The organism is Stenotrophomonas sp. NPDC077659, from assembly GCF_050268705.1.
Lineage (GTDB): Bacteria > Pseudomonadota > Gammaproteobacteria > Xanthomonadales > Xanthomonadaceae > Stenotrophomonas.
Genome location: NZ_JBNNHG010000057.1, coordinates 1 through 14,137, shown reverse-complemented (window position 1 = coordinate 14,137; position 14,137 = coordinate 1). Strand labels below are relative to the sequence as shown.

Annotated in this window: 15 protein-coding genes; 11 read left to right on the top strand and 4 right to left on the bottom strand. The window is 65.6% G+C overall.

Features of this window, described 5'->3' with window-relative positions:
• The first annotated feature begins 296 nt into the window (after positions 1-296).
• From ACQKDV_RS10300 to ACQKDV_RS10255, 10 genes are all read left to right on the top strand, one after another.
• Positions 297-731, top strand: a complete 435-nt coding sequence (locus tag ACQKDV_RS10300; protein ID WP_427783657.1) for a type IV pilin protein — start codon at positions 297-299, stop codon at positions 729-731.
• 5 nt (positions 732-736) lie between these two features.
• Entirely contained in the window at positions 737-1,246 is a 510-nt protein-coding gene (locus ACQKDV_RS10295) for a pilus assembly FimT family protein (RefSeq protein WP_427783656.1), read from the top strand.
• Positions 1,230-1,667, top strand: a complete 438-nt coding sequence (locus tag ACQKDV_RS10290) for a hypothetical protein (RefSeq protein WP_427783655.1) — start codon at positions 1,230-1,232, stop codon at positions 1,665-1,667. The genes ACQKDV_RS10295 and ACQKDV_RS10290 overlap by 17 nt, the downstream gene beginning before the upstream one ends.
• Positions 1,664-2,368, top strand: a complete 705-nt coding sequence (locus tag ACQKDV_RS10285) for a PilW family protein (protein WP_427783654.1) — start codon at positions 1,664-1,666, stop codon at positions 2,366-2,368. The genes ACQKDV_RS10290 and ACQKDV_RS10285 overlap by 4 nt, the downstream gene beginning before the upstream one ends.
• Before the next feature lie 56 nt (positions 2,369-2,424).
• Entirely contained in the window at positions 2,425-4,692 is a 2,268-nt protein-coding gene (locus ACQKDV_RS10280) for a hypothetical protein (RefSeq protein ID WP_427783653.1), read from the top strand.
• A gap of 208 nt (positions 4,693-4,900) precedes the next feature.
• Positions 4,901-5,137, top strand: coding sequence for a hypothetical protein (locus ACQKDV_RS10275; protein WP_427783652.1), 237 nt, complete (start codon positions 4,901-4,903; stop codon positions 5,135-5,137).
• Between the two features lie 94 nt (positions 5,138-5,231).
• Complete coding sequence (locus ACQKDV_RS10270; RefSeq protein WP_427783664.1) at positions 5,232-6,638, top strand: TolC family protein; 1,407 nt, start codon at positions 5,232-5,234, stop codon at positions 6,636-6,638.
• A complete protein-coding gene (locus ACQKDV_RS10265) occupies positions 6,631-7,644 on the top strand; it encodes an HlyD family secretion protein (RefSeq protein ID WP_427783651.1) in 1,014 nt (337 codons plus the stop codon). The genes ACQKDV_RS10270 and ACQKDV_RS10265 overlap by 8 nt, the downstream gene beginning before the upstream one ends.
• Positions 7,629-8,816, top strand: coding sequence for an ABC transporter permease (locus ACQKDV_RS10260; RefSeq protein ID WP_427783650.1), 1,188 nt, complete (start codon positions 7,629-7,631; stop codon positions 8,814-8,816). The genes ACQKDV_RS10265 and ACQKDV_RS10260 overlap by 16 nt, the downstream gene beginning before the upstream one ends.
• Entirely contained in the window at positions 8,813-9,934 is a 1,122-nt protein-coding gene (locus ACQKDV_RS10255; protein ID WP_427783649.1) for an ABC transporter permease, read from the top strand. The genes ACQKDV_RS10260 and ACQKDV_RS10255 overlap by 4 nt, the downstream gene beginning before the upstream one ends.
• 124 nt (positions 9,935-10,058) lie before the next feature.
• Here the strand turns inward: ACQKDV_RS10255 and ACQKDV_RS10250 are convergent, their stop codons facing one another.
• Complete coding sequence (locus ACQKDV_RS10250) at positions 10,059-10,421, bottom strand: glycine zipper 2TM domain-containing protein (RefSeq protein ID WP_367381757.1); 363 nt, start codon at positions 10,419-10,421, stop codon at positions 10,059-10,061.
• Positions 10,422-11,058: 637 nt separating this feature from the next.
• On the opposite strand from ACQKDV_RS10250, the gene ACQKDV_RS10245 reads away from it, so the two are divergent.
• Positions 11,059-11,994: an HNH endonuclease signature motif containing protein gene (locus ACQKDV_RS10245; protein WP_427783648.1), complete on the top strand. Its 936-nt coding sequence runs from the start codon at positions 11,059-11,061 to the stop codon at positions 11,992-11,994.
• Here ACQKDV_RS10245 and ACQKDV_RS10240 read toward each other — a convergent pair.
• The 3 genes from ACQKDV_RS10240 to ACQKDV_RS10230 form a co-directional block, all read right to left on the bottom strand.
• A complete protein-coding gene (locus ACQKDV_RS10240) occupies positions 11,975-12,640 on the bottom strand; it encodes a hypothetical protein (RefSeq protein ID WP_427783647.1) in 666 nt (221 codons plus the stop codon). The two genes, ACQKDV_RS10245 and ACQKDV_RS10240, sit on opposite strands and share 20 nt — an antisense overlap.
• Positions 12,641-12,819: 179 nt before the next feature.
• A complete protein-coding gene (locus ACQKDV_RS10235) occupies positions 12,820-13,212 on the bottom strand; it encodes a hypothetical protein (protein WP_427783646.1) in 393 nt (130 codons plus the stop codon).
• A gap of 104 nt (positions 13,213-13,316) precedes the next feature.
• Entirely contained in the window at positions 13,317-13,697 is a 381-nt protein-coding gene (locus ACQKDV_RS10230) for a hypothetical protein (RefSeq protein ID WP_427783645.1), read from the bottom strand.
• Positions 13,698-14,137: the final 440 nt, after the last annotated feature.

The window sequence follows — 14,137 nt, the reverse complement described above, 5'->3', positions numbered from 1 at the left end:
AGCGTCGAGCTTGCTCGACTGCTTTCCACGCGGTCGAGCAAGCTCGACGCTACCGGCCCGGAGGCCTGACGCTTACACAAAGCGGCATTGCGACGCACCAATTGACATTCCTGACTGGGATGGAATTGTAATTTTTACGTGATAGACTTCACAAAGTAGAATACGCGCGGTTGTGCGTGTTCTCTTCTGCTTCAGCAGTTTGGCGCCGCCCAGCTCCATGTGAGGCGGTTCAATCGTGAAGGATGCACGTCGTGTTGCGACGCAACATGAAAACGGTGTCCACGGAAAGGACAGGCATGTACCCCACCGTCATTCGTCCCCAGGCCGCGCGCCACGCCGCCGGCTTCACCCTGATCGAACTGATGATTGTCGTGGCGCTGCTGGCCATCCTGTCGATGATCGCCCTGCCGGCTTACCAGAACTACGTGCTGCGTTCGAAGATCCGCCTGGCGCAGAGTGACCTGCTCGCCCTGTCGGCCAACATCGAGAACTTCCGCCAGCGCACCCTCGGGGTGCCCAGCGACCAGGCCCAGGCTGAACGTGGCTGGGCGCCGGCCTCCCGCAGCACCGATTTCAGCTTCGCCTACAGCTCCGAGGGTGGCAGCTATTCGCTCAAGGCCACGGCGGGAGATGCGCTGGGCAAGGCGGCCGGTTGCGAACTGAGCCTGGATGCCACGCTCGCCCGCTCGGTCAGCAGCAAATGCAGCTCCGTCGGCGTATCGGACTGGTGAGGCGCATGCCCCGCCTGCGCCAGCAGGGTGTCACCCTGATCGAGCTGATGATCACGCTGTCGATCGTCGCGTTCCTGCTGATGGCTGCCGCGCCCTTTGGCGCGCACTGGGTGCAGAGCAACCGCCAGATGCAGGCCCGCAGCCTGTTGTGGGAAGGCGTTTCGCAGGCACGGGCCATCGCGCTGCGCAATCCGCAGGCGCGGGCCATGGGCACGCCGGCGGCCACCCTGCAGATGCGCGCAGGCCAGCTGGAAGTGGTGGTGCCCGGGGTCGATGCCCCGCTGTGGACCGCCCCGCTGCGTGCAGGGGTCAGCCTGAAGCTGACCGACCACGACGGCTACGCCGATGCAGCGGCCATGCAGGCCACCGGCCATCCCGGGTTCGACTGCCTGAATTTCGACATGCGCGGCCTGCGCCTGCCAGGCGCGTCCGGCTGCACCGACAGCGCGCAGTCGCTGAACCGCATCGCCATTGGTCTTGCCAACCAGGATCCGTTGTATGTCGATCTGCTCTGACCACCGCCTGCACCGACGGAGCGAGCGTGGCGAAGTGCTGCTCGAAGCTCTCATCGGCGTACTGCTGACATCGATCATCGCCGCCGGCCTGGCCCACGTGCAGGCACGGCTGATGCAGGACCAGCGCACCACCAAGGTCGAGCGGCTGGTGGTGGGACAGCTGCGCAACCAGCTGCAGACCAGTGGCATCAGCCTGTGTGCCAGCGCATCCCTGCAGTTGCCGCTGTCGGACACGCTGAGCCGTACCGCCACGGTCAGCTGCGGCAGCGAGCCGCGACTGCAGGTTGGCGTGGCCGGTGCATTGCTGGACATCGACGCGCCCGCCCAGGTGGACCTGACCGTGAAGGCGCAGGATCTGGAACTGGACGGCAGCCAGGCAGATGACGCAGCCGTCGATCTGCGCCTGTCGAGTCGGCAATGAGCCGCTCTCCTGCGCGTCGGCAACGCGGCCAGAGCCTGGTAGGCGTGATGGTGGGCCTGGTCATTTCACTGCTGTCCATCGCCGCCATGCTGGTGATGTACAAGAACATGATCGAAAGCAGCGGCAACGCCGCGCGTGCAGCCCAGCGCGACGGCCAGGTAGCTTCGGCGCTGCTGTCGGCACAGATCGATCTGCAGCAGGCCGGCTTCGGCATTGCCGCAGATGAACCGCTTGCCACGCGGCTGGCCATCAGTGACGAGGGCCGTCAGGTGGTCTGGCGTTTCAAGCCTGCGCTCGGCCAGGCCGACCAGTGTGCCGGGCTGCGGCTGGTTGACGACAGCGAAGGCGGCGTGGAACGCGGCCTCTACCATCTGCCCCCCAAAGCCTGCAGCGACGTCGCCGGGCAGACCTGGAACGACCTGCTGCTGCAGCCGATTGCAGGCAGCGCCGCGTTCTTCACCCCTACCCAGCGTGATGGCTCGGCATTGACCGGCAGCGACCGCGAGACGGGGGCGTTGACCCTTCTGCCGTCCGCAAGCGAGGACGGTTACCGCTTCGTGGCCACCACCCGCAACTGTTTGCCCTTCGGCCAGCAAGCCACGGTTGCAGGTTCGGCACAGCAACTGAGTCTGCAGCAGTCCAGCAGCGATGTGCTGTTCAGTGTCTGCCTGCCCAACCTGGCCGAGCCGGCCACTCCATGAGAGGCCCCCGGATGATGCTGCGCCCCCACGCTTCGTTTCCGTCCCGGCAGCGTGGCATGGCCACGGTGTACATCGTGCTGGCTGTCGGCCTGGCGGTATCAGTCACCGTCGCAGGCTCCATCTATGCCCTGCGCGGCAACGTGCAGCGCCAGGTCACAACGCACTCGGTCACCGCAGCACAGGCAGCGGCCTGGCGCGGGGTGGAAGTGGTCCGTCGCTACCTTGAAGCGGTCGACAGCACCACCCTCAGCCAATGGGCCTCCGGCAGCGGGCTGGTGCTGCCGGCCACCGTGCAGGGCCTGGGCGAGCTGGGCATCCCGGATGGCAACGCCCGCATCACCGCTTTCAGCGGTACGGGCAGCGCCTTCCAGGCCACGGTCAGCATCACCGCATTGGCCGGCACCGGCGCAACCACGACCAGCGCCACGGTGGAAGTGGTCTATGACATCGGCGCCGGCGCGGGCAGCAGCAGCGGCGGCGGCCAGTGCGCGGTCATTCCGGTGGCGCCGCTGGTGTTCAACGGCAACCTTGAAATCGGCGGCGCCGCACTGGACGTACGCAATGCGGACGGCTTCGAGCAGATCGCGGTGAACGGCAACATCACCCAGAACGGTTCCAGCTCCACGATGATTTCAGGGTGCGCCACCGGCAACATCAGCCTCAACGGTGGTGGCGTGGTCAGCGGGGGGCACCTGTTCGCCGGTGGTACGTTGCTGATGGATGCCATGCAGACCCCCAGCGATGCCACGCTGTGGGCACGCAACATCACCATCACCCAGGGCACCAGCGGCGGGCGCCTGACCGCGGTGCAGGCCGGCGCCTACAGCACCGAGGTCTACAACGGTGGCACCCGCATCGGTACCGCCGATGTCGGCGGGCGGCTGGTGCCCTCCACCGTCAGCGGCGGCCTGCCCTGGAGCGTGGGCACGGTGGTGCCCGCCGCCACCATGCCGGTGGCGATCACCCTGGCGACCGGCGATGTGTTCCTGCTGGACCTGCCGCGCGCGCAGATCGACAGCAGCAACGGCACGGTCACCGGTGCGGCAGCGGCCGCGCGCCTGTCCGGCAGCAACAGCACGCCGCTGCCCGACCGCTTGACCTTCCGCGCGGTTGGCATCGCCGGTGGCACGGTGAAGGTAGCCTCGCCCACCATCACCACCACGTGGGGCCATCTGGTGCAGATCAGCGGCTATGACGGAGTGTTCGGCACCGTGCAGGCCAATGGCGATCTGGAAATCACCCAGGGCCGTTTTGATCGCATCATTGGCGGCCGTGACCTGATCGCGAAACAGGGCAACTACTGGTACGGCTACCCGACCATCGGCAGTGGCGACATCGCCGGCATACTGCGCGATGCCAAGGGCGCCAAAGCGGTGGCCGATCCCTCGGTGCTGCCGAAGAGCCTGCGCGAGCAGCAGACCGGCACCTCGCCGGGGCTGCCGGGCATTCCCTTCTGCGACACCCGGGTCAACGCCATCGACGTCAGCAACTACCGGGGCGCGGCCAACTACATTTTCGAATGGAAGGACGATGCGCCACGGCTGACGATCCAGAATGTCACCACTGCCGACGGACGCTCACTGGCAGGCCAGTACAACCTGATGACCGACGACCTGCGGCGGCTGCCGGGCCTGGACCAGGAGTTCCTGGCCTGCAACTGGAACGTCTACCCGCAGGCCAGCGCTCACTGCTTCCGCGACAAGAGCGCCAGCAATGCGTGGTCATTGAAGGGGCTGCGCGCGTTCCCGCGTGGCGTCGCCTGGTTCGACAACGACTTCATCCTTGATGGCCAGGGCATGACCAGCAATGACGGTGTCAAAGGTCTGATCAACACCATCATCGCCAAGGGGGCGGTCAACCTGACCACCTCCGGCAGCGACTGGGTACTGACCGCACCGAACTTCGCCACGCCGGCCCAGGTCTGCAGCGGCGCACTGCGGCCCACCCAGCTGTGCGACATGACCGGTGCCACACCGCAGTTCACCGAATGGAAGGATGCCGACGGTGTCAGCCATCGCGGCATCCCGACGGCGAACATGGCACTGGTGACTGAAGGCCAGGCGACCTTCGGCAGCTGGACCATCAACGGCAACGTGCTGCTCGGCCGCGGCCTGGGCAACAACGCCGCGCGCACGGTCATCAACGGCACACTGACCGTAGGCAGCAACGCCGCCGGCAGCAACACGGCCATCGGTTCAGGCGGGGCCACGGTCACCGTGCCCACCCACAGTGACCAGCACTACCAGCCCGGCATCTGCGAGGCCCCCGTCACCACGCCCGGTACCGCCGCCTCGGCCACGGTGCGCTGGAGCCGTTACCTGTAGGCCCCGGCGTGGAAGGGCTGCAACGTACATCCGCTCGGTGCCATGCGCTGCCACGCCATCGCCTCGCCGGCATCCGCGCGGCGCTGCTTCGGCAGCGGCATGCAGGTCGATGCGCAGGCCCTGGCACCGTTGATCGTGTGCAACCGCAGGGATGACCTGCAGACGCGCTTCTTGCCTTGCCTGACGCGCATGCGCGTCTGCAGCCCCCATGCACTACCTGCCCTCCTCCATCGGCTCGGTGGACGCGGCCGCACGTGGGCTGGGTTGGCGCCTGACGCCGGAATCCCTGATCGCGCCGGCGCTGGCCACAGACCAGGTGGTGATACTGGAACCACGCCGCTGGCTGGATGTCCCGCTGTCCTGGCAGCACGCGGCGGTCCCTTCCAGCACCCCGCAGCACCTCACCCAGGCGCTGCGCAGCACCACAGCGGATACCCTGCGCTGACATGACACCGCCCTGCTCGCGAACCTACAACGGCTTCACGGTACATCAACTAGCTTTTGCCGGACTCTTTACGGACGACCGACCCGACGTGCACCTGCAACGTCTTTCCCCGCGCCGCCACCGCGCACGCTGGCCACTGCTGGCCTTTGCCCTGCTGCCGACGGCCGCCGGCTTCGCCCAGCCCATTGCCGGCCCCGCTGCGGTGCCTGCACTGCAGTGGGAACAGGCACGGCAACGGCTGGAACAGGTTTCCGATGCGCTGGCCGCGGCCGATGCCGGCGTGCGCAACAAGCAGGAACTGCAGGAAGCGACCCGCCTGTTGCGCCTGCCCGAGATCACTGGCGAAGTCCGCCGGCTGCAGTTCCAGAAGACCCTGACCCTGCCCCTGGGCTCGCTGGCGCCGGTGGCCGAGGCCTACGGCATCGACTCGCCACTGACCTTCACCGAACGCGACTGGCGCACCCGCCCGGTGGTGACCGCAGTGCTGCCGCTGTACACCGGCGGCGTGATTCCTGCGGCGCAGCGCGCGGCCAGCGCGGCAAGCGAGCAGGCCAGCGCCGAACGCGAGGCGCAGCGGCAGTCGCTCACCGTGCAGCTGGCGCAGGCCTATTTCGGCCAACGCCTGGCCGAGCAGGCGGTGGACGTGCGCCGCGACGTGCGCGACGGTCTCAACCGCCACCTGTCCGATGCGGAAAAACTTGAACGCGAGGGCTTTGCCACGCGCGCGCAGCGCCTGCAGGCCACCGTCGCCCGCGACAAGGCCGAACGTGAGTACCAGAAGACCCTCAGCGACCTGGCCACCCTGAAGGCTGCGCTGGCCACCCTGCTGCGCAGCGGTGGCGACGTGCAGCCGCTGTCGCCCTTGTTCGTGCACCGCGCGTCGCTGGAACCGGCGGCCAGCTTCGAACGCACCGCGCAGGCACGGCAGCCGCAGATACGCCGCCTGCAGGCGATGGTCGCGCAGGCCGAACAGGGTGTACGCGTGCAGCAGGCCAAGCTGAAGCCGCAGATCTTTGCGTTCGGCCAGTACGACTTCCGCCGCCGCGATGAAATGCTGACCGACCCGGACTGGGCCTTCGGCATCGGCCTGAAGTACACCTTCCTCTCGCCCAGCTCGCGCCCGGCACAGATCAGTGCAGCGCGCGCGCAGCAGGAACAGGCCGAAGCCGGTCTGCGCGAAGCCGAAAACCAGGTGGCCCTCGGCGTGCGCAAGGCATGGAATGAACTGGAAAGCGCACGCCAGCAGTTCGTGCTGCTGGACAGCAGCATCGCACAGGCCCAGGAAAACCTGCGCCTGCAGGAACTGGCCTTCCGCGAGGGCCAGGCCACCTCGCTGGATGTGATCGATGCTCGGCTGGGCCTGGGCGGCGCCCGCGTCGAACGGGCGCAGGCAGCCTACCAGTACGACATCGCCCTGGCACAACTGTTGGAAGTGAGTGGACAGATGGACCGTTTCGAAGACTATCGGCGCCGTGCGGACGAGGTGATCGACCATGAGTGATGTGCTGCACGACGAATCCACCACGCCGCCCGGCAAGCGCCGCGTGGGCATCATTCTGGTGGTGGTGCTGCTGGCCGTGGTCGTGCTGGGCCTATGGCTGGCCTGGCGGCGCCCGGCCGACCAGATCCAGGGCATGGCCGACGCCGATACCCTCAACGTCGCGGCCAAGATCACCGCGCGCGTGGCCGAACTGAAGGTGCGCGAAGGCGACCGCGTGCAGGCCGGGCAGATCGTTTTCCTGCTCGACAGCCCGGAAGTGGCCGCCAAGGAACAGCAGGCCCAAGGTGCACTGGCCGCCGCACAGGCGGTGGCCGACAAGGCCGACGCCGGCGCGCGCAGCGAGGATATCCGCGCCGCCGAAGCCAACTGGAAGCGGGCCGAGGCCGGTGCCACCCTGGCCGAAGCCACCTCCCGCCGCGTGCAGAACCTGTTCAACGAAGGAGTGATGACCCGGCAGAAGCGCGACGAAGCGCAGGCCCAGGCCACCAGTTCGCGCGAACTGGCACGTGCGGCACGCGCGCAGTACGACATGGCGCTGGCCGGGGCGCGCGAACAGGACAAGCGTGCCGCGCAGGGCCAGGTGCAGCAGGCGCAGGGGGCGGTTGCCGAAGTCGACGCCGCACGCACCGAAGTGGAAGGCCGCGCGCCGGTTGCGGGTGAGATCAACAAGCGCATGGCCGATCCCGGCGAGCTGGTGCCGGCCGGCTACCCGGTGTTCACTCTGGTCGATATCGACCGCATGTGGGTGTCGATGAACCTGCGCGAATCGCAGATGCAGGGCCTGAAGGTCGGCAGCACACTGCGCGGCAGCATCCCGGCACTCGACCATGAGGCCGAATTCAAGGTGTATTTCATCAATCCGGCTGGCGATTACGCAACCTGGCGCACCACCCGCCAGTCGTCGGGTTACGACGTCCGCAGCTTCGAGGTGCGGGTGCGCCCGGTACGCCGCATCGAGGGCTTCCGCCCCGGCATGAGCGTGCTGTTCGCATGGCCCCAGCACTGAACCCTGGCAACGGCGGCTTCGCTGCCTCGTGGCGGCGCGAACTGCGCACGCTGCGCGGCAACGGTGCCGATCTGCTGCTGGTCACCGTGCTGCCGCTGCTGTTGCTGGCACTGATGGCGTGGATGTTCAGCCCCTCGGTAATGCGCGATGTGCCCATTGCCGTGGTCGACCTGGACCACAGCAGCGACAGCCGCCTGCTGCTGCGCATGCTCGACGCCAGCCCCGGCGTGCGCGTAGCCAGCCAGCCGGTGGACATCGAAGAAGCCCGCGCGCAGCTGCGCCGGCTGCAGGTATATGCCATCGTGCTGGTGCCGCGCGACGTAACCCGGCAGGCGCTGCGCGGCCAGCAGGGAACGGTGTTCGCCTATTACAACGCCACCTACATGACCACCGGCCAGTCTGCCGCGCGCGACATCGGCGATGCCGTGGCCGCCTGGAACGCGCGCCTGCTGCGGGAACGCATCGCCCTGCAGGTCGGCCCAGGTACGCTGCGCGCCGCGCCGATCGCGGTGCAGTCGGACATCCTCTACAACCCCGCGCGCAGCTATGAGCTGTTCCTGCTGCCCCTGATCTTCCCCGCCGTGCTGTCGCTGGTGCTGGCGCTTGCCGTGGCCGGCAGCCTGGGCCGCGAGATCCGCGATGGTACCCTGCCCGGCTGGCTCGGTGGCACCGCGTGGGCGGCCATCGCCGGCAAGGTCGCGCCGTATGTCCTGCTGTTTTCGGTGTACGGCGCCGTGGGCGTGGCCTACCTGGCGTGGCTGCGCGGGGATGGCATCGCCGGCAGCGTGCTCCTGCTGCTGATCGGCCAGCCGCTGTTCTACCTGGCCACTGCGGCCTACGCCCTGTTCCTGATCGGCGTCACCCGCGACATGGGCACGGCGCTGTCGGCCGTCGGCCTCAGCATCGGCACCGCGCTGGCCTTTTCCAGCGCCACCTTCCCGGTGATCGACGCACCGCTGTTCACCCGCATCTGGCATCTGTTGCTGCCGCTCAGTGCCTATATAAAGCTGCAGACCCAGCAGCAGTTCGTCGGTGCGCCGCTGGCGGTCTCGCTGTGGCCGCTGGGCACCCTGCTGCTGATGATCGTCATCGCCGGCGGCCTGGGCGGCTGGCGCCTGCTGGCATTCGCCCGCAGCCCGCAGGCCGCGCCCCCGGCCGGGGCAAACGCGTGAGCGCGGTCTGGGCCAGCCTGCGGCAAACGCTGATGGCGGTGCTGCTGGACCGCTACGCCATCGTGGTGATGATCGGCGCGGTCATTCTCTACTCATTCTTCTACCCGGCCGCCTATCGTCACCAGGTGGCCGGCAACCTGCCCCTCCTGGTGGTCGATGAAGACCACAGCGCCACCAGCCGCGAACTGCTGCGCAAACTGGACGCGTTGCGCGTGGCACGGGTGGTCGGCCAGCCGCACGACATCGACAGCGCGCGCCAACAATTGGAAGCAGGCCATGCTGAAGGCATCGTGCTGATCCCGGCCAACCTGGAACGCGACATCCTGCGTGGCCATCCGGCCAAGCTGGTCCTGCTCGGCAACGGTGCCTACCTGGGCCGCGCCAGCTGGGTGCTGGGCAGCGTCGCCGACGCGCTGGGATCCTTCGGGCGCGAGGCGGTCGTTACCCAGGCCGCCTTCATGGGCGTACCACAGGCCCCCCCAATCACCCTGGTACAACGGCCGCTCTACAACACGCAGGAAGGCTACGGCAGCGCCATCGTTCCCGGCGTGGCCGAGCTGATCGTGCACCAGACCCTGCTGATGGGTATCGGCGTACTGCTCGGCGGCCGCCGCCTGGCACTGGGCCGACGCCTGCGCTTCGATCTGCCCACGCTGGCCGGCATGGCCCTGGGGTTCGGCCTGATCGGCCTGTTCGGTCTGTTCTACTACACCGGCTTCACCGCCTGGGTGCAGGATTACCCGCGTGGCGGCAATCCGCTGGGCCAGCTGCTCGGCGGCACCTTGTTCATCGCCGCCACGGTGGCGTTCGGCCTGTTCGTCGGCAGCTTCTTCCGCACCCGCGAACGAGCGTTCCAGTACATCATCGCCACGTCCATCCCGCTGTTCTTCCTGTCCAACCTGTCCTGGCCCACGGTGATGACACCGCAGCCGCTGGTCTGGCTGTCACAGCTGCTGCCGACCACTTCGGGCATCAACCTGATGGTGCGCCTGACCCAGATGGACGCCAGCGTGGCCGATGTCAGCCACGAACTGGTCACCCTCGGCATCCTGCTGCTGCTCTACGGCAGCCTCGCCCTCTGGCGCCTGCACAGCCAGAAAGGGGACGGAGGGAATTAATCCGGGTTAATCCCCTCCGTCCCCGCTCGCCAGTCCCCCGTTCGGCAACGACGAACGCCGACCCTGGGGCCGGCGTTCGGGGTACCGCGTCGTGGAAGGGAGCGGGTGTCAGGTCTCGTGTCGATCAGCGGTAGACGCGCTCGCAGCGGCGTTCGACCACGCGGTCACCGGTCTTGTTCTGGTGGTTGCCCTGGATCTGCCGACCGGCTGCACCGCCAGCCACGGCACCCGCCACGGTCGCCAGCTTCTTGCCATTGCCGCCGCCCACCTGGTTGCCCAGCAGGCCGCCAACCACCGCACCGGTGGCAGTACCGGCAATACGGTTGGGATCACGCGAGTTGCGCTGCACTTCCACATTCTTGCAGACCACGCGGCTGCCATCATTGAACCTGCGGCCTTCATCGCGCGGGCCGTAGCTCTGTGCACTGGCGACCGACGAAGCCGCCATCAGGCTGCCGAGCAGCAAAACGCGAAGGGAGGTATTCATGGCGATCTCCTGTAATTCGATGTGCGTCCAGTCTCCCGGCCGCAGCGCCAACCGAAGGTGAAATATCGGTCGCTAGCGCCTGAACGGCCATCCGGCGTTCAGCGTTGCGACGCTGGCGTTGGCAGCGCGTGCCCTACAGTGCGTGTATGACCCTGAACCTGCAGATCAACGGACGTGCGATCACTGGCATCAACAGCTTTTATGCCGAGATCATCCCCAGCGCTTGAGCTATGCGTCGCAGTGGAAGGGATGTGCTGCCCCGCCTGTTCTACAGCGCCACGAGGCAATGCGGCTTTGGACGTAGGTTCCATACTTCATTCTAAGCACGCCGCATCGCACGGGCTGAGACGCGGCTTCGTACGGACCCTACCCTCGCCGTCGATGTACTTGAAACCCCGACAGATCCACTCGCCTCTGGCCAGGCCCTCACATTGGACCAAGCCGCCCTCCCCTTGCCCTTCTTACGATCCGCGCTAGAAAGGAGATATCTCATTTCCCCCGCCTGCCAAGGAACCCGCCATGTGTAGTCATCGCCGCTCGTTCTCTTCCGCCCACCTACTGCCCCGCCCCTTCGCACATCAAACCGAGGTTGGCCCAGGGGGGACTTGGCCAGTCCCGAACCACTTAAGAATGATCCATGTTTGACCTCGCGCCCTTCCTTCAGGCCATCTGTGAGGCAGAGGCGCCAGGCCGAACGAAGGCACCCCAGTGGCAGCGCGACGCTGCCCGGGCAGCGTTCCGAAACGCCTGCGCCTTCTGCTCGGCTCCGCTGGATCTGTCCTCTCCCAAGTCATGGACTGTTTTGGCGCTGATTCCAGAGCAACTGGGCGGCCCCGCTTCCGATATCGCAAACTGGGTGCCTTCCTGCCGTTCCTGCGCTTTGAGGAAGGGCCTGCGCGACGTAGTGAGTTGGTCAGACTGGCAAGCATCTGCCCCACCTGAACGGGTGGCCCTGCTACTGGAGCGGCGGCGCTCTGCGCTGCTGTATGCCGACAACCACTTCACCCCCTTGAACCGTCACTCAACGCGCGAGCGGCTGCTGGCCCACCTGTCCGCCCGTTTCGACAAGCCCCGCTTTCGGGTCTGCGCATGGTCGGGTTTGGTGGATGAGGAGCACGTTTGCTTGGTGGGCTGGAGCACCCGTGCCGGGGATGACCAGGCACTGGGTGAGAGCAAGCTTGCGTTACGGATGAGGGATGGTGCAGAGGTGCTGGCAGAGGGCCAGGTGACCCTTCTGCGGGTTCCGGCCAGCGAGTTTCTGGCGGCCGTGTGGTCGCTGATCGAGGTTCACGGATTGGTAGTTCCTATGAACGTATCAGGCGATGCCCCGCTGGATTCAGAGGACTGGCGGGAGTGCTGGCGCCACCGCGTCACCGACCCGGCGAGCAATCATCACCGCGTTCCGATGACCGGAGGCCCAGCCCTTCCTCCTGCTCCCCGAATGCTGTCTATCAACCCGGATTCTGTTCGGCGGCTGGCCCAGCTGCAGGCCGCTAAACGGGAGGTGAGAGCCGGCGGATCCCGCATCGCCCGCCGGCCCGCACGGATGTCACCTACTCGGGTCGCTCAATGACCAGGACATAGGTTCCTTCCTCGCCATCGAGATTGCCCTCGCGCTCGCCGTCAATCGCTCTGAGAAGCGTATCGCGCTGGTAGAAGGCGGTGATTTTCGCCGTAAGGCTATCAACGTCTCCACTGCCCCCCACCTTCTTACCGATATCGCAATACATCAAGCGTTCGAAGAAGAGACCCCAGCGCATGCTCTCATCCAACTGCTTGTAGGGCGTCTTGGCCGCGCTGTTGTCATACCACGCGTTGTTGTTCAAATCGCTAGGATCAGGTCGCCAGAAGAGGCAGTGATGCAATGCCTCGGACCGCAGATCCCTGTTGATGAAGGTGGGCAAGCAATAGAAGATCTCCGGCGTAGAGCTCACCAACGCGAGCTGGCCCGCAGGCTGGTCAAACGTCCACTTCAGCCGATCTTTTCCAACTGCCCCGCTGGTAGCAAGCTTGGCTCGCTTGAACTGCAATCCAACGATCTTCGAGCCGACTGAGAGCTTCTCATCTGCGGGCCAGACCTTCTCTTGGGAAGATCCGATCGCCCAGATGGCATATCGAAGGCCCACGTTCTTCAGATAGGCCTCAATGCCAGCGACAATCCACGCCTCATATTCCCGCTCGAGGGGCGATGCATACTTAACACCCAGAATCTGCTTCATGTCCTTCCTTGGCTTGTTGACTCCGAACTAATACACCAACAAAGGGGCGTTTCACCACCCCCGTCAATACCGGACTTCTGCGGACAGTCAGCCAAGCAACGCCTCGCCGCATGCCTTCTCAACCAGGCCCGGCTTCCAGACTGACTGGCGGAAGGCTAACCTGGCCAAGCCGGTTCAAACTAGTCGCAGCTCGCCACTTCGATGCTCTCATATGGGCTGCCATCCATGAATCGATACAAGTAACGCACACGCCCGCCAAGCGCCACGAATGTACGTCCCTCTGGACCCTGAGCGCAGACGCCGCCCTTCGCCGCGTTGCGCATCATCGCCCGGGCTTCCGCATCGGTCTTCCCGGACTGAGCCAGAACGCGATTCAGCTCTTCGCGCGTATACGAAAAATTGGCGGTGTAGGTGATCGTATTGCCGCCGGCGATCACGGTCTGCATCGTCAAGTTTTGGTTGATGCGCATGGGCAGCGATGGCGCAACCGCTTCAGCCATCTCACGGGCGAGCTGGGCCGCCGTGGGTGCAGCATGTGTATTGGCTAGTGCTTCGACGCTCACGAAGGCCATCACTAGCAGTCCAGCGAACTTCCCCTTCTTCACTATGTCTCTTCCATGTTGCGAGATGGAACGGCCGGCGAATCAGGGGACAGAAACGCTCCAGCCCTCCCCCCTCACGATCGCGCGTTGCGGATTTTTTCCATCTTCCCAGCCAGGCGACTAAGAGAATCGTAGGCTTCAAGATGAGAGCCAAAGCCAATCATCAGCTCTTCAAGAACAAACGTGCTGGCCAGCATCTGAAGAGCTCGTTGCTCGGCGTCCTCGATGGCGAACTTGGGCTTGGCGGACAGAGCGGCCCGCGCACGATTCAGTGCATGCCACTGCTCACGCACCTCCTCAGACTTCCGCTGCTCCCCGCGCGCCGCCAGCAGATCGGCTTTGGCGAACAGCGCGCCGGCGACCACCTGAAGGACCTGCTTGTCCTTGTTGCCTCGATGGATGAAGAACACGATCGTTCCAACCACAAGAATCGCTAACGGCAGATAGCCTTCCATGGACACAAGCTCAGTTCCAAGAACAATACCCATTATCGCAGGGGAGTCACATGTGAACAATCCGTCGGTGGGGCGACGCCCGCATCAGCGGACCAGGCACTGTATCCCGGCAGGTCGCACGCGCCGCCAAAAGAAACACACGCACTTACCTTCGGCCCTACCCCGCCTGGGAAGCGTGAACTTCTCTCATGAGTGAGCGATCGGACTCGCGCCTTACGCCATTTTCGAGATAAAAGCCTGAAGAGTGATGCTCAATGGAACCGTCCGCCAGGCATTCCTCCACTCTTCCCAGCAACTTGAGCTGCTCATCGTGTTCATCGGAACCGCAGTCGCAATCATCTTCATGCATCTCCCTCAACCAAACACCATCCGGCTTGAAACGGAAGGGCGGTCTCAACTTGCAAGCGCAACACGTGAGTTGAATTGATCGATTTCCAAAG

What these genes read in the sequence shown, in the direction of transcription:
- ACQKDV_RS10300 (WP_427783657.1), top strand. Translation starts at nt 297, where the DNA reads ATGTACCCCACCGTCATTCGTCCCCAGGCCGCGCGCCACGCCGCCGGC.
- ACQKDV_RS10295 (WP_427783656.1), top strand. Translation starts at nt 737, where the DNA reads ATGCCCCGCCTGCGCCAGCAGGGTGTCACCCTGATCGAGCTGATGATC.
- ACQKDV_RS10290 (WP_427783655.1), top strand. Translation starts at nt 1,230, where the DNA reads ATGTCGATCTGCTCTGACCACCGCCTGCACCGACGGAGCGAGCGTGGC.
- ACQKDV_RS10285 (WP_427783654.1), top strand. Translation starts at nt 1,664, where the DNA reads ATGAGCCGCTCTCCTGCGCGTCGGCAACGCGGCCAGAGCCTGGTAGGC.
- ACQKDV_RS10280 (WP_427783653.1), top strand. Translation starts at nt 2,425, where the DNA reads ATGGCCACGGTGTACATCGTGCTGGCTGTCGGCCTGGCGGTATCAGTC.
- ACQKDV_RS10275 (WP_427783652.1), top strand. Translation starts at nt 4,901, where the DNA reads ATGCACTACCTGCCCTCCTCCATCGGCTCGGTGGACGCGGCCGCACGT.
- ACQKDV_RS10265 (WP_427783651.1), top strand. Translation starts at nt 6,631, where the DNA reads ATGAGTGATGTGCTGCACGACGAATCCACCACGCCGCCCGGCAAGCGC.
- ACQKDV_RS10260 (WP_427783650.1), top strand. Translation starts at nt 7,629, where the DNA reads ATGGCCCCAGCACTGAACCCTGGCAACGGCGGCTTCGCTGCCTCGTGG.
- ACQKDV_RS10250 (WP_367381757.1), bottom strand. Translation starts at nt 10,421, where the DNA reads ATGAATACCTCCCTTCGCGTTTTGCTGCTCGGCAGCCTGATGGCGGCT.
- ACQKDV_RS10245 (WP_427783648.1), top strand. Translation starts at nt 11,059, where the DNA reads ATGTTTGACCTCGCGCCCTTCCTTCAGGCCATCTGTGAGGCAGAGGCG.
- ACQKDV_RS10240 (WP_427783647.1), bottom strand. Translation starts at nt 12,640, where the DNA reads ATGAAGCAGATTCTGGGTGTTAAGTATGCATCGCCCCTCGAGCGGGAA.
- ACQKDV_RS10235 (WP_427783646.1), bottom strand. Translation starts at nt 13,212, where the DNA reads ATGGCCTTCGTGAGCGTCGAAGCACTAGCCAATACACATGCTGCACCC.
- ACQKDV_RS10230 (WP_427783645.1), bottom strand. Translation starts at nt 13,697, where the DNA reads ATGGAAGGCTATCTGCCGTTAGCGATTCTTGTGGTTGGAACGATCGTG.